Annotated in this window: 9 protein-coding genes; 2 read left to right on the top strand and 7 right to left on the bottom strand. The window is 56.7% G+C overall.

Features of this window, described 5'->3' with window-relative positions; all coding sequences use genetic code 11:
* Positions 1–174 precede the first annotated feature (174 nt).
* The 6 genes from F9K07_RS29955 to F9K07_RS29930 all read right to left on the bottom strand — a co-directional run bounded on the left by F9K07_RS29955 (position 175) and on the right by F9K07_RS29930 (position 9,943).
* Positions 175–861, bottom strand: coding sequence for a heavy metal response regulator transcription factor (locus F9K07_RS29955; protein ID WP_159597264.1), 687 nt, complete (start codon positions 859–861; stop codon positions 175–177).
* Positions 862–1,103: 242 nt separating this feature from the next.
* Positions 1,104–4,310, bottom strand: a complete 3,207-nt coding sequence (locus F9K07_RS29950) for a CusA/CzcA family heavy metal efflux RND transporter (protein WP_159597263.1) — start codon at positions 4,308–4,310, stop codon at positions 1,104–1,106.
* A gap of 12 nt (positions 4,311–4,322) precedes the next feature.
* Positions 4,323–5,627 (bottom strand): efflux RND transporter periplasmic adaptor subunit, encoded by a 1,305-nt coding sequence (locus tag F9K07_RS29945; protein WP_236582129.1) that lies wholly within the window; start codon positions 5,625–5,627, stop codon positions 4,323–4,325.
* Between the two features lie 7 nt (positions 5,628–5,634).
* Entirely contained in the window at positions 5,635–6,909 is a 1,275-nt protein-coding gene (locus tag F9K07_RS29940; protein ID WP_159597262.1) for a TolC family protein, read from the bottom strand.
* 226 nt (positions 6,910–7,135) lie between these two features.
* On the bottom strand, positions 7,136–7,477 hold the full coding sequence (locus F9K07_RS29935) for a CzcE family metal-binding protein (RefSeq protein ID WP_159597261.1): 342 nt from the start codon (positions 7,475–7,477) through the stop codon (positions 7,136–7,138).
* A gap of 393 nt (positions 7,478–7,870) precedes the next feature.
* The gene (locus tag F9K07_RS29930; RefSeq protein WP_159597260.1) at positions 7,871–9,943 is read right to left on the bottom strand and encodes a methyltransferase domain-containing protein; all 2,073 of its coding nucleotides are present in this window, start codon (positions 9,941–9,943) and stop codon (positions 7,871–7,873) included.
* Between the two features lie 762 nt (positions 9,944–10,705).
* Here F9K07_RS29930 and F9K07_RS29925 point away from each other — a divergent pair.
* Positions 10,706–11,458: a TorF family putative porin gene (locus F9K07_RS29925; protein WP_159597259.1), complete on the top strand. Its 753-nt coding sequence runs from the start codon at positions 10,706–10,708 to the stop codon at positions 11,456–11,458.
* Positions 11,459–11,617: 159 nt separating this feature from the next.
* Here F9K07_RS29925 and F9K07_RS29920 read toward each other — a convergent pair whose 3' ends face one another.
* Complete coding sequence (locus tag F9K07_RS29920; RefSeq protein WP_159597258.1) at positions 11,618–12,673, bottom strand: porin; 1,056 nt, start codon at positions 12,671–12,673, stop codon at positions 11,618–11,620.
* A 334-nt stretch (positions 12,674–13,007) separates the two neighbouring features.
* On the opposite strand from F9K07_RS29920, the gene F9K07_RS29915 reads away from it, so the two are divergent.
* On the top strand, positions 13,008–15,482 hold the full coding sequence (locus tag F9K07_RS29915) for a heavy metal translocating P-type ATPase (RefSeq protein ID WP_159597257.1): 2,475 nt from the start codon (positions 13,008–13,010) through the stop codon (positions 15,480–15,482).
* The last annotated feature ends 55 nt before the right edge of the window (positions 15,483–15,537 follow it).

Below are 15,537 nucleotides of genomic sequence, written 5' to 3'. Positions count from 1 at the left end.
TGCGCTGCGGTAGCTCAAGTGCGTAAAGAGATTTACCTTCGCGCGCGAGTCCGACCAATCCTCATTTTGAACGCAGCGACGACTCGCGATAACTATATCTTATCGAAGCCTATTTATGGACTTTCGGAAGAGGGCTTCGGGCCCAGATCAGTTACTCCAACAGCAATCGCGCTACTAGTTCAAAGGATCGGGTTCGTCAAGCACGTACCCCATACCACGCACTGTTCTCAACAGCTTTGAGTCGAATTCGTCGTCAATTTTTGACCTTAGCCGGCCAACTGCAACCACTATCACGTTGCTTTCACAATCGAAGTTGATGTCCCACATGAGTGAAGCAATCAAGGACCGAGGCAACACTTCACCACGACGTCGCATAAACAACTCGAGAAGCCCGAACTCTTTAGTTGTCAGATCCAGCAACCGACCAGACCTAGACGCCTTTCTACGCACCAAGTCCAACTGCAAGTCAGCCACTTGAAGTGTGGTGGAGTCCAGGGACTGGGCACCTCGGCGGAGAACCGTTTTGATACGTGCCAAAAGTTCCGAAAACGAAAATGGCTTCGCCAGGTAGTCATCCGCGCCCAACTCGAGGCCTTTCACGCGGTCCTCAATGCTGTCTCTGGCAGTCAAATACAGCACAGGCAAGTGAGGCCTCTTCCGCCTCAAAGAGCGAAGGACCGACCAGCCATCGATTCCTGGCAAGTTCACATCCAACAGAACGAGATCGTAGTCACCCTCCGTAGCCTCAATCAAACCATCGATGCCATCACGCATCAATTCAGTGTAGTAGCCGGCCTCTCTCAAACCCTGCTTCAGGTACTCGCCCGATTGGACTTCATCTTCCACTATGAGTATCTTCATATTGCAACTGTTTCCAAGGGCGACAGTTTGGCAGTTGAAGGACGCCAAACTCGGAGATGACGAACATGTAATTCAGCTAACACTCCGCCAGGTAATGACGACGATGCAATTGCTCTCACAGTCTGGAGCGCGCGAGGTTCGCACTAGGCTAGCCGTCTACACGAGCCTCGGCTGTTGATATGTACGGCCTCCATTGCTACGAACTCATGGCCTTGGCAAGTGCCAAGACCTTGAGCGACGCGCTATGTTGGTTGGTGCGAAGAGGAAGGCAAAACGGGAGAAGACAATTCGGCTTCGGCTTCGGCTTCGTCATCGTCTTCTCGCCGATACACCAGCCGGTATAGGACCGGTAGCACTAGCAACGTCAGTGCTGTTGATGACAAGATACCTCCAATCACCACTGTTGCCAGGGGGCGCTGCACCTCTGCACCGGTGCCGGTTGCGATAGCCATGGGGACGAAGCCAAGCGAAGCCACCAAGGCTGTCATCAGCACTGGACGAAGTCGCGTCAAAGCGCCTTCGAAAATCGCGTCATCCAGTCTCGCGCCACCCTCTCTGAGATTCCGGATAAATGAAATCATGACCAGCCCGTTCAGCACGGCCACGCCGGACAACGCGATAAACCCGACTGCGGCTGAGATAGAGAGGGGAATATCCCGCAGCCAAAGCGCGAGAATGCCGCCCGTAAGCGCAAAGGGAATTCCAGTAAAAACGATGAGCCCGTCTCGCACGTTGCCGAACATGGCGAACAGCAAAACGAACACCAGAAGAAGTGCTACTGGGACCACGATTTGCAAGCGCTTCGTCGCAGACTGAAGATTCTCAAACTGTCCACCCCACGTAGTCCAATATCCAGTGGGAATGACGACCTTCTCCTTCAGGGCGGTTCCCGCCTCCTCCACGAACGAGCCCAAGTCGCGCCCACGCACATTGGTGCTCACGACGATTCTTCGCTTTCCGTCCTCTCGGCTGACCTGGTTAGGCCCTGGTGCCAAATCAAGTGTCGCCAACTCTGAAAGAGGGATAAAGCTCACACGAGTGCTTCCGTCCGCCTGTGTGGCCGCCGGGAGCGTTACCGGGAGACGACGGATCGACTCCAGGTCCCCTCGCATCCTCTCGGGCAGTCGTACAACGATGTCAAACCGGCGATCTCCCTCAAAGAGGGTTCCAGCATTCCGACCACCGATGGCAGTAGCGATGGTGTCTTGGATGTCTCCCACGTTGACGCCATAACGTGCCGCCTTGCTTCTGTCGATGTTGATGGAGAGCATAGGTAGGCCAGTGGTTTGCTCGACGTTCACCTCGCTCGCCCCATTGATAGATCCAAGAACTTCTGCGATTTCCTGAGCCGTTTTGTTCAGCACATCCATGTCGTCGCCGAACACTTTGACAGCCACGTCCGCGCGCACACCGGAGATCAACTCGTTGAAACGAAGTTGAATCGGCTGTGAGAACTCGTAGTTGTTGCCCGGGATTTTGCTCACCCTCTCTTGGACAGCTTCAACGAGCTCTTGACGCGTTCGCTTAGGACTTGGCCATTGGTCCTCAGGCTTCAACATCACATATGCGTCGGAGATGTTCGGCGGCATAAGATCTGATGCGATTTCGGCGGTACCTGTGCGGGCAAAAACGCGCTCAATTTCAGGAAACTCTGCTACCAAAGTGCGCTCAATTTGCTGCTGCATCTGGACAGACTGAGACAGACTGGTGCCTGGAATTCGAAGCGCCTGGATAGCGAAGTCACCCTCGTTAAGGCTGGGTATGAACTCACTGCCCAAGCGAGTTGCCAAAAGTCCCGACAGCACAACGGCCACAGCTGCAGCGGTCAGAACAACGGCCCTCGCGCCCATGGCACGTTTGAGCAGCGGGTGGTAGGCGCGACGAGCCCAGCCCATGAGACGATTTTCCTTTTCGCCGACGTTGTTGCCGATGAACATGGCGACAGCTGCTGGGATAAAGGTGATGGAGAGAATCATGGCACCCAACAGTGCGATTACGACTGTCAGAGCCATCGGATGGAACATCTTCCCTTCCACGCCTGTAAGGGCGAAGATGGGTAGATAGACGACCATGATGATGAGCTGGCCGTAGAGCAGTGGCCTGCGAGCCTCCTGAGATGCGGCAAACACTTCATGGAATCGCTCCGCCTTTGTCAGCGGACGTCCATAGCGCTCTTGCGCATGCGCTAGGCGACGGATGCAGTTTTCCACAATCACCACGGCGCCATCGACGATGATGCCGAAGTCAAGCGCTCCCAGACTCATCAGGTTGGCGCTCACCTTCTGATTCACCATCCCGGTGAAGGTGAAGAGCATCGAGAGCGGAATGACCAGCGCAGTCAGCAACGCAGCTCGGATGTTGCCCAAGAAAAGGAACAACACCGCGATGACGAGCACGGCACCTTCAAACAAGTTCTTCTTGACCGTGGAGATTGCCTTGTCCACTAGAACTGTTCGGTCATAAACAGTAATCGCGTGTACGCCCTCTGGAAGATTCTGATTAATCTCCTCCATCTTCTTCGCAACAGCTTGGGCAACCGTTCGGCTGTTCTCGCCTAATAGCATGAACACCGTGCCCAGCACGACTTCGCGACCGTTGTCCGTGGCTGCACCAGTTCTCAAGTCCTGGCCAATTTCGACCTCAGCAACGTCGCGGATTCGAACCGGAGTTCCACTGTTGTTCGCCAAAACGACATTGCGGAGGTCTTCAAGGCTGCCGACTTGGCCTGGAGCCCGAATCAGATACTGCTCGCCACGTCTCTCGATATAGCCGGCGCCCACATTGGCGTTGTTTCGCTCAAGAGCTTGAACGACATCCGGCAACGTCAACCCGTAGGCCAACAAGCGCTCCGGTATCGGAGCGACCTGGAACTGTCTCTCAAAGCCGCCGATAGAGTTAATCTCAGTCACACCCGGCACATTGCGGAGTTGCGGTTTGATGATCCAGTCCTGAATCACACGAAGGTCGGTCGGCGTATACGGTTTGCCGTCCGCATTCTTCGCTCCTTCTTCCGCCTCCACCGTCCAGAGGAAGATTTCACCCAAGCCGCTAGATATTGGCCCCACAGCTGGGTGGACCCCCTCTGGCAGAGAGCTGACCGCACCCTGCATTCTCTCGTTCACCAACTGGCGCGCGAAGTAGATGTCGGTGCCGTCCTTAAAGACCACGGTGACCTGAGATATGCCATAGCGCGAGATGGACCGTGTTTGTTGAAGGCCAGGCAGCCCGGCCATGACGGTCTCAATCGGGAACGTGACGCGCTGCTCTGTCTCAAGAGGCGAGTAGCCAGGTGCGGCCGTGTTGATTTGCACTTGGACATTGGTGATGTCCGGCACGGCGTCAATGGACAACCTTTGGAAGTTGTATACGCCGAGCCCAACCATTCCGAGCACGGCCAACATAACCAGCCATCGTTGTTCGATGGCGAAGCGAATGATGCGTTCAAACATAGTGGGCGGCCTTTAGTGCGCGTGCGTCGCCGAGCTCTTGCCCTGCTCAGACTTGACAACGAAGCTGCCGTCTGCAGCATAGGACTCACCAGCCTTCAGGCCATCCAGAATCTCAACCCGCTGACCATCAGTGCGTCCGACACGCACAGCTTTCGCGACAAAGCCGCCATCAACTTTGGTGAAGACCGAAGTCTTGTCTTCCACGGTTTGAAGCGCGTTTATATCTACTGTTACCGCCGATGCCTTGTCATTGTCATTAGTAAGAACTTCGACGGTTACGAAGAGCCCAGGCCGCCAAGCGCCCTGCGGGTTGCTCAGTTCAACCCGAGCAGGTGCCGTTCGAGTTTGTGCACCAATCAGCGAGCCAACGAAGGCAATCTTTCCATCCGCAACGACATCTGCGGCGTCCGCCTTTACTCGTACACGTTCCCCGACTCGAACCTTGGCGAGGTCACTTGCACCCACGCTCATCTCAGCCCATACCGTTGAAAGGTCGGACAAGGTGAACACGTTTGCGTCCTCGCGCACGGCCTCTCCGATGGCGATGTGCTTTTCCACGACCATCGCATCGAACGGCGCCCGCAGCTCAACTCGACCTAGAGCACCGGAACCTGCTGATGCCCCAAGTGTCCGCAACTTCTGAGTGGCATTTGCCACTGCAATCTCTGCTTCGCGCAAGGCTTGTCGGGCTTGCAGGACATCCTGTTCCGGCGAAATCTTCTGCTGCCAAAGCGTGTTTTCGCGTTCGTATGTCGTCTGTGCAAGTTCACGACGCTTCGTTGCCGCTTGGAGTTCAGACCTAACCTCCGAAACGGCAGAACTAGAAATCACCGCCAAGACTTGACCTCGAGACACCTTCTGCCCGAGATTTGCGCTCACACTTTCAACGACCCCCGCTGCTCGCGGAACGATGTGCGCGGTTCGGTCTTCGTTAAATCGAATCTCTCCAGGGAGCTGCAGCGTGGTACGAATCACAGCAGCACCACTTTCCTTAATCACGATACCGGCTGCCTTCACCTGCTCGTCCGTCAGAGCCACCTTTTCCTCATCCTCCTTGTGCGCCTCTTCGCTTGCTCCGGACGGTGACTTGCTCTGTTCAGCAGAGGTGCCGGAACCAGGTTCCTTGGCTCCTGCTTTGCTAGCACCGCCTTCTACCTGTGAGCTTTCTTCTTCATGGCCATGGCCATCGCTTTCGCCGTGGCTCTCTCCGCCTCGCAGGATTAGGGCTCCTCCGACTGCGCCCAGCACCAGGATGATGGCGATGATGATGAGCTGCTTTTTCTCAGGTCTTGCATTCATAGGTGATTTGGTAGCCATGGCAGATTCAGTTGAGAGTGTTGTTTCCAAGGAGCCGAGCGACATCTGCTGCCGCTCGATGAGATTCGCCTAGCGAGCGCAGGTACTGGGACCGAGCCTGTAGCAAAGTTCGTTGTGCATCGAGAACGTCGAGGTATTCGAACTTTCCGAGCTCAAAACCTTGCGTGGCGGCGTTGAAGGCGAGCTGTGCACTGGGAAGGATTTCCGCACTGACGGCGGCCACCTCTTGTGAGGCGATTTCCATTCGCTGCCTTGCAATCGCGAGATCCGCTCGCAACCGCAACTCAAGTGCCCTCGCGTCGTCTTCCGACTTGTCCCTCAGTCGGAGCGACTGGATGATGTTTCCGCGATTGGTGTCAAACACGGGCAGTGGAATCGAAACCCCAACGATGGCCGTCGAGCGACCGTCCTGCTGAGAACGCTGCATGCCGAGGCTTACGGCTATGTCTGGCTTCCTCTTTGCCTGTTCAAGGTCCGCAAGTGCTGACAGTCGGCTGGTCTCAAGTCGAGCTTGTCGCATCGTCGGTGAGTTCTCCACGCGCGCCTGCAGAACGTCGATTGGAGGGAGTGTCGGAAGAAGCAAAGCGTTTCCGTCCAACGCGTCGAAAGGCACCCCACCAGCCAACAGCGCACGCAACTCTTGAAGCTGCGCTGCCAGCTCACCCTGCGCCTGGACAAGCTCGAGGCGAACGTTAGCCTCTGCGACCTTCGAGCGCGTCTCCTCCAGAGGAGACACCTTCCCAGCCTGGACGCGCTTGGACGCAGCCTGGCTGCCAGAGCGAGCGATGTTCAGAGACTCTTGCGCTAACCTCACACGCTCCTGCGATAGAAGCGCAGATAGGAATGCGGCCGTGACGTCTGCCTTCAATTGAGCTTCAGTCGCCTCACTCTTAACGCGAATTGCTTCAAGTGCGCGCTCCGCCGCAGCAACTCTCGCTGAGCGTTTTCCGCCAAGCTCCAAAGACTGACTCAAGGTAACTGTTGTGCTACGCATGCCGGAGCGGAGGTCCTCCACTTCTAGGTCGAGCGACGGGTTTTGATAGACCCCCGCCTGCGTGAGCGCGCCTTGAGCAGCATCTATCTCACGTCTGGCAGCGGATAACGTAGGGCTGTTGTCGATTGCGGCCTGCAGTGCCGCACCCAAAGTCAGCGGCAGAGACACTTGCGTGGAGGACGCTACTCCTACTGATGGGGCGCTAGTGGGAGCGACTTGCTGCGCGTTCGCTCCAAATCCGACGAGCATCGCAAGCCCCAGGGCGAGCGACATGGGTTTCCTGGTCATTTGGCTTCTCCCGTTGACCTAAATATCAATGAACGAATCGAGGCAGCACGGCAGTGCTCTGCTATTTGCACAAGCGAGTGACGCAAAGTCGTGGTGGCCATCAGATGGAATCTCGGTCCTGGTGCTCAACTGGCCTAAAGCTGCTCAAGCGGTGGGGTACCGCCTCTTCGGAGCAAGTTTTTTTCGACAGCTCAGCCTGAGCACGTCGCTTGGCCAAGAAGACCTGTTACCGGCGATAAAGCTGGTTTCTAGCCACGTAAACGCGGTAGTCCTTGGCAACGAAACCCGAAGGAGCAAACTGCTTCAGGTTCCAAGACCGACCATCAAGGCCGTTGAAGGTCCAAGCAAACGTCTTCCCGCCTGCACCCTGAAACAAGATGGTTTCGCCATATGTGACACTGGCGGACTTCGTGGACATCACATCTACCACGCGTGCGTTCTTTGCTTCCACAGCAAGTTGTCCATAAGGGGACTCGCCACTACGAAGCGTGTCTGCCGAAGCTGCAGATGTCAGAAGAGCAAACGATGCAAGGGTTAACGCCGTAAGCACGGCTTGAAGTGTTTTCATCGGGGCCTTAGAGTCGGTCGGAACAGGAGCCAAAGTTCTATTTTTGGCACTGACGGAACTGTAGAACTGGCATCTCCACAGTTCGAAAACCGGTAAATGACAAATCAGTCATATTGGGGGTGCAGTGGCGACGGAAGAGCGCGTGAGACTCTTCAGGAGCAGCTATGAGACTGCTGCCCAAGATGCAATCACAGGGGGCATGTGAGCAGACCTTCGCTCTTCCCCTGACGGCCTTGTTTGCTGCTAGCTATTGCTATTTTTGAGCAGTGGCAACTGGCTTATGCGCTGATTCCCTAGGGGCTTGCAAGCTACTCAAAGATTGGATGTCGAGTGCAGCAAATCTCACACGACCGCAGTCGCGGCGGATTGACCGAGTACCCATGGTCCACCCAGTTATGCGCATCGCTTCTGCACCCAGAACTGATACATCCCAACAAAGGTTTGGGGATTTTCTGTTTCGAATTGGTGCCACATTCCCAGGTCGTGAACAGAGTCATCATCAGGAAACCGTGCTTGGAATTTTCGAAGCACCTCTGGCTCAACATGCAAGCCGACGAGGTCGAGCGACAGCTCATTCAGCAGCGCATCTATAGCGAGTAAGTTTGTGCGGTGCTCTTGCGCATGGAATAGCAAGTCGCGACATGCACTCAAGCCGTAGAAGTCGCCGAACGCGGTGAGGTGACTCAGTGCCTCCGGACAATCTGCCCCCATGATTGCCGCACGACATTCTCGAATACCTTGTGCAGTAGCGGGATAGCCGCGATGAGCAATGAATTGCCGCGCGGCGACTACTGGAGCGCGCGCTGCTTCGCTGTACAGGCCGAGCAACATGAGCCCGCCTGGACGTAGCACTTGGAGTAGTGCTCGCCATCCCGCCGCTGGGTCGGCCAAATGATGCAGCACACCTACAGACTCGATGAGGTCGAAGCGTCGGTTGAGCGACGAGAGTTGCAGAATGTCGGCTTGGGCGTACTCGACGTTGCATTGACCGAGCTCATGAGACTTGCGCATCGCATAGGCGAGGCTGCTTGCACTTAAGTCAATCGCAAGCACTCGCGAGTCGCTATATGCGCTTGCGCTCTCAGTTGAGTGACGACCGCTTCCGCATCCGGCAATAAGAACGTCGACAGTATCAATTCTTCTCATTGGTTGAAAACGCGCGTGCGGAATCTGCATGCGCAGCCGGTCGTCCAACGCGAGTGGGGCGGGAAACAAAGAGGAGCGGACCCAGTGCGGGTAAGGGTTCTCTTCGTACTGTTGCTGAACCTTGCTCGACGAGTCTTGGTCTATCGCTGTTATTTTTGGAAGGACCGAGCGCCAATTGAGCTCCTGCCTCACTTCATCAATTTGCTGACGTATCACCGAACGCAGCGAACCAGACCAGGCATGTTCCCTCAGAGCGTCTACAAATGGCAGATTGCACAGAGGTAGATAGCTAGCAAGCGCGAGCATGACTTGTGGCAACGGCATTCGACCCGATTCGATATCGAGACTCGCATGCTTCAGTAGCTCTTCGACTTTCTCGCTTTCTTCTGGGTGCACGAGCCAAGAGTATTCGTTCACAAAGCACTGCTGTGCTAGGGCGGAACGCAAGCTCAGCAGCTCATCATCTTGCACATCGAACCTCAGAGCGTCATCCAGAAGCGTCTCGCGGACCGCTGTCAACAAGCGCTCGAGCTCGACATCGCAAATCGTCGCGCTCTCAAGCAACGCAAGAAGAAGTCTGTTTTCGCACCAGTCTGCAAGCAATCTCTCTCGCCCAACTCCTTTCGACAATGCTTCTTGGAATCCTGCTTCGCACTTTAGGAAGGCGATGGCGGCGGGCGCGAGCTCTTCAGGCCGGCGCCAAGCTTCAGCGATTGCGCGCGTGAGCAGGGGGCGCAAGTGGCTCACGCCTGGCGAGACGCGGAGGCGCTGCAAGCACTCGGCGAGGCCAATCTTCACTTCTGTCGCCTCACTAATGGCCAGTGCCTCCTGGTAGCTGGACAAGGCCTGAAGCGGCTGACCCAAGCGGTTAAGCACAACGCCCAGGTTGCAATGTGCTTCGACGAATCCAGGCGCAGAGGCGATTGCTTGGCGGTAGTGCGAGGCAGCCTGCTCATGCTGGGCTTGCCTCATATGAATAAGCCCGAGGTAGTAGTGCGCTTCAGGAAACTGCGGGCGCGCCAGTGCAGCTTTCCGGAAGAGCTCCAGAGCATCCCAGCAATTTCCGCTTTCACAAGCCAAGACGCCCAGCAAGTACAGCGCATCCGGCTGCGTCGCATCTGAACGAAGAACTGTTCGACACAGATTCGCCGCCTCGGTTGCTTGGCCCGACTCGAAGAAGCTCCATGCCACGTTAAGCGCATCGACTGGGCTCGTCGCTTCACCCGCCGCCAACGGGGTCGAACTACGCGTCATGCAGCAATGCTTGTACTTCTTCCCGCTGTAGCATGGACATGGCTCGTTACGCCCAACTGCGCTCACAGCTCCCCTCTACATAAGAAGACTGGCGTCATGAATTCAGTCGTCCGCAGCCATTAGCGCAAAGACATCTGTCGATGCAGGTTGTGAATCGCATGGATGGCGAACGTCTTGTTTTGTTTGCCGAAAGCATCTGGCGGTAAGTCTTCTGCTGCCTTTCGGCGATGGCTCTAACTTCGGCTTGACGCTCCTGGGAAAGAAACTCCACGGATAGTTGTCCTGGGATTGAGGGCGCGGCCTCTAACCGCACTAGAGAACAAAGCCATCGACTTGACATCACAGTGGACATGGGCCGAGTGAACGTTTGCAGACCTTGCGGTTCGTCGGATCGCTTCGCGGTTGCCAGCGGAAGCCGTCATCTGCTGGACATAATTTAGAGAGCGCACCGACACAAACCGACATCCGAGCGATGACAAATGCGTCACTTTTTGCTTATGTGCCGGGAGAGCTAGGTAGCTTTCAACCTCGCTCTGAACAGAGGAATCGGTCCGTGCCAGCAGTGGGCACCTGGGTTGAACTGAGAAGCAGCCAAACATGCAATGGGGAGTTGCACGAGGGCAGTTGCTTTCAAGTTGCTGAATTGCGCCTGAATGTCCAAATTCACTAGCGTTTCAATGAATGCCCTGCAGTTTTCTCTTGGTGAAACGCTATGCCATAGCAAGCTGTCTACGTCGAGTCCCGTGCCCTCGTTGCTTGCAATTGAGGGCGGGGGTCAAAAGCTCCGACTCGGCTTTTATCTGTTCATCACCACTTGAAAGCTCACTCATGAAAACAATCATCTCCCCCAAGACTCTGGCCGTCCTCACATTGGCAGCGCTTCCCATGCTCGCCAGCGCCCAACTGAGCGCGAACGTCAGTCTCGTCACCAACTACAAGACTCGCGGCCAAGACCAGGATGTGCGAGAAGGACAGCTGCGACCTGCGCTGCAAGGCGGTTTCGACTACTCCCACTCAAGTGGTTTCTATGCTGGAAACTGGAACTCGACCGTCAACTTCCAGACGAGTGCCACGGGCCCGACCGCGAATCTGGAAAGCGATCTCTACGCTGGCTACATCTTTGCAACCGGCGAGCTCAGCTGGGACGCCGGTGTTCTGCGCTATCACTACACGGGCGCCAGCGCTGTAAACACAACTGAGCTGTACCTCGGTGTGGGTTGGGGTCCTCTGAGCGCCAAGTACTACCACACCGTATCTGACGACTACTTCAACGCTGCGGGCTCCGCGCTCGGGTCGGGACTGAAGGGCAAAGGCACTGGGTATCTGAACGTGGCCTACGCTCAAGAGATCCATCCCAAGTGGACCTTGAAGGCATCGCTGGGCTACACCTCGTACAGCAGCGACATTACCCTCCCCAACTATGTCGACTACAGCGTTGGCGCTGTCTATGACCTTGGCGATGGCTTCTCAGTTTCAGGCGCCATGGTCGGTGCAACCAAGAAGAACTCATTCCTCGGCAAGGCAGATGGAAAATCTGTGAACGCAAACACGCTGGTCATGATGTTCACGAAGAAGATGTAACTTTCAGGAGTTGATTGCGCGTTAGTAGGGCGCGACCAAACCTTCACGGAATCCCCAACGAAAAAAGGCCCAAGAACCGCAAAGCTCTTGGGCCAATTCCACGGGGAGCACTTTATACGCCGCAGCACAGACACCACATCCGTGCTGCGGCTCTTTTTGTCAGAACGAGTGACGCACGCCGATGGAGTATCCGGTTGCGCTGTCGCCGGCGGCGATGAGCGGAGACGCCAGGGAAGACGAGGAGACTGCGAAACCGCGATTCGCGTTGCTGTCGTTGCTCACTCGTGCGAGCAGGCCGTAGACCACAGTGCGCTTGGACAGCTTGTGGATGTAGCCGAGACCCAACTTCGAGGAATCGGCCTCGACCTGGTTGCGGGTGCTGAAGCGCGTATAGCCGACACGGAACTCACCCGCCTGTCCGACGGGGGCCGACGCGCCCAAGGTATACGCATTGACACCGCGCCCGGCGCCACGTTCGGTCGCAATCAGCACCATCGGCTTCACGAATCCGAGGTCGTACGAAGCGCCCAAGTTGACCGCTTTGTAGGTCACTTCCTGGATAGCAGTGCCACCCTTCAACTGTGCATAGCCCAACGCGATGTCGAGCGGGTTCGATTGATATCCCACGCGTGCGGAGACGAAATTTCCTCGGCTGTTGTTCGGCTCGCTGCTGGCTCGCTCGCCGAAGCCGTATTGCACCTGGCCGTGGAAGCCACCCATCTTAGGCGTCAGATACGAGACGATATTGCTTGCGCGCTTGGAGTGGCTACCCTCTTGCGTGCCAGCGGCGACCGCTGCGTTGCCGAGCATGTTGTTAGCGCCGTTTCCAGCCACTCCAATGTCGCCGAACGGGTCAAAGGTCTCTACGTTCAGATAGGACGCGAGCTTGTCCCGGCCAAGTCGAACCTCGCCAAACCCGCCAATCAAGCCGACAGTGGAGCGACGGTCAAAGCGAAATGTTGTACCGCCGTTGTCAACGGCAACGCTACCTTCAAGCCAGAAGCTGGCCTTGAGACCTCCGCCGAGGTCTTCCAGTCCACGAAAACCAAGACGGCTGCTAGATTGTTCACCACTGGAGAGTCCCGTGACGCTCGCGCTGTCGCTGGACAGTCGTGTCACAGATGCGTCGACAACACCGAAGAGAGTGGTGCTGCTTTGCGCAAACGCCCCTGCAGTGGTCGCGAGAATCGAAAGGGCGATGAGAGAGTGTTTCATGTCGTCTATTTGCTGTGCAGTTGAGTTGGACCGTGTTCCGATGCGACCTACATCGCAAGGACTCGGTGGAACGACAACCCAAGTCGGGCTGACACAAATGATTAGACCGACGCAATGTGACAAAACGAGGACGAAAACACCTCTGGTGAGCTTTGCACCATGGATAAAAATTATCTAACGTGAATGTGACGCGAACATGACTTTTGCGATATGTTTTCGGTGCGCGTGTCAGCCGTTCAAGAATCAAGCGTTCACGAGCTTCTTCGCACACCTTCTGCGAGCAAAGTTCAGCTCTTTTCTCTTCAACTCAGTCGTATAGAGCGACCATCACGTCATGTCTGAAAAGCTTCGCCTCGACCTCCCTGTTCTTCTGCCGAGCATTCCTGGCGAAGCAGATGCCTGCGTTGAGCGGCTGCAACAGCTGCTGCGCAATCGGCCAGGCGTTGACGAAGTGCACGTGCGGCCTGGCGCCGCAGAAAAGCCGCCGCAGCTATGCATTCACTATGACCCGGATCAGCTTTCTTTAACGCGCATTCGTGAACTTGCGAAAGCAGCTGGCGCAGAAATCTCTAGCCGCTTCGGCCACCTTCAGTGGCAACTTGACGGGGTTAACCATCAAAGGAAGGCTGGGTCCGTGGCCGACCGTCTGCAGAAGTTGGAGGGGGTTCTTGAAGCCAACAGCAATGCTTCAGGGCTCCTGCACATCGAGTTCGACCGCGAGAAGACCTCGGAAGAAGTAATACGTGCCGAACTCTCAAGCCTTGGAACGAATCCGCGCGAGACGGAGGAAGACCATAGCGCGCATAGCCACGACCACGGTGACCACAAACATGCTTCCGGCGGCCACGAAGGGCACCAGCATGGCGGCGTGTTCGGCGCGAACAGCGAAATGATCTTCGCGCTGATTTGCGGAGCGCTGCTCGGTGCGGGAGCCGTCACGGAGAAGCTACTCACAGGCGCACCATCCTGGCTTCCACTTGCTTGTTACGTCGCTGCGTACTTCTTTGGCGGCTTCTATACATTGCGTGAAGCCATCGATAACCTTCGACGCAAGCGCTTCGAGATTGACACCCTGATGTTGGTCGCGGCTGCCGGCGCAGCTGCCCTCGGGTCATGGGCAGAGGGCGCGCTTCTTCTGTTTCTGTTCAGCCTGGGCCACGCTCTTGAAAGCTATGCCATGGGTCGGGCAAAGCGCGCCATTGAGGCATTGGCAGAACTAGCGCCAGACACGGCCACCGTTCGCCGCGATGGGCAGACATCTGAGATTGCGGTGGAAGAACTCGTGGTCGGTGACGTCGTTTTGGTGAGGCCAAATGAGCGCCTTCCCGCCGATGGATTTATTCTGGTTGGCACAACAAGCATCAACCAGGCGCCCGTCACTGGCGAGAGCATGCCGGTCGACAAGCGACCGGTCGATGATGCGGCCCTCGCTCGCTCAAGACCCGATGCCATCGAAGCAGCCTCCCGCGTTTTCTCAGGCACCATCAACGGGGCACATGCCATCGAAATTGAGGTGACGCGACGCTCCACCGATTCGACCCTGGCCCGAGTGGTCAAGATGGTCAGCGAAGCAGAGACGCGCAAGTCTCCAACGCAGCGATTCACGGACCAGTTCGAACGCATTTTTGTGCCCGCTGTTCTGTTGCTGGCGTTCCTGCTCTTGTTCGCGTGGGTAGTCGTGGACGAGCCGTTCCGCGATAGCTTTTATCGCGCCATGGCGGTTCTTGTGGCTGCCAGCCCATGTGCCTTGGCCATTGCGACGCCCAGCGCGGTTCTTTCAGGTATTGCTCGCGCAGCACGAGGCGGCGTTCTGATAAAGGGTGGCGCTCCTCTTGAAGAGCTCGGCTCCCTCAACGCAATGGCATTTGACAAGACCGGCACACTGACGGAAGGCCGACCGCGAATCACCGACGTGGTGACAGCGGAAGGTGTCACCGAAACAGAACTGCTCGCTGTGGCGGTTGCAGTCGAGTCCTTGAGCGACCACCCGCTTGCTGCTGCGATAGCGAAGGACGGTCGTGAACGCTTGGGGCAGCAACCCATCCCAACCGCAAGCAATCTCGAGAACTTGATTGGACGCGGGGTGACTGCCACTGTGGACGGGGAGACAGTCTGGATTGGCAAAGCAGAACTCTTTGGAAGCGATGGCATCGCCCCCCTGGGTGCTTCGGCCGCGTCAGCCATTGAAAGTCTGCGTGAAGCAGGCCGCACATCTATGGTTGTGCGCAAGGGTGAGCGAGATCTCGGCGCCATCGGACTTCTTGATACCCCACGCGAAGGCGCACGTGATGCACTGAAGCAGCTTCGAGAGCTCGGCATCACCCGCATGATTATGATTTCCGGGGACCACAAGAAAGTGGCAGAAGCAGTTGCCGGTGAGGTAGGGCTCGATGAGGCCTGGGGTGACTTAATGCCCGAGGACAAAGTCGAAGCGATTCGCAAGCTTCGCGAGGAAACGAAGGTAGCAATGGTGGGCGATGGCGTCAATGACGCCCCCGCTATGGCCAACGCGACCGTAGGCATCGCCATGGGGGCTGCTGGCTCAGATGTGGCACTGGAGACAGCCGACGTGGCGCTAATGGCCGACGACCTGAGAAACCTTCCCTTCGCCGTAGGCTTAAGCCGTCACACGCGTTCGGTGATTCGTCAGAACGTCTTCGTGAGTCTTGGCATCGTGGCGGTTTTGGTCCCCGCGACCATCATGGGTCTTGGCATTGGAGCAGCCGTTGCCGTTCATGAGGGTTCGACGCTCTTGGTCGTCTTCAACGCACTGCGCCTTCTGGCATACAAGGGCGGCGACAAAAAGTAAAACGGGCCACACACCATGCGTGTGTAGCCCGTGTACTCCAGGAGCCTATCGTGGC

Source organism: Hydrogenophaga sp. BPS33 (assembly GCF_009859475.1).
Lineage (GTDB): Bacteria > Pseudomonadota > Gammaproteobacteria > Burkholderiales > Burkholderiaceae_C > Hydrogenophaga.
Note: the sequence above shows the minus strand (reverse complement) of the source record. Positions and strands in the feature narration are given on the sequence as shown.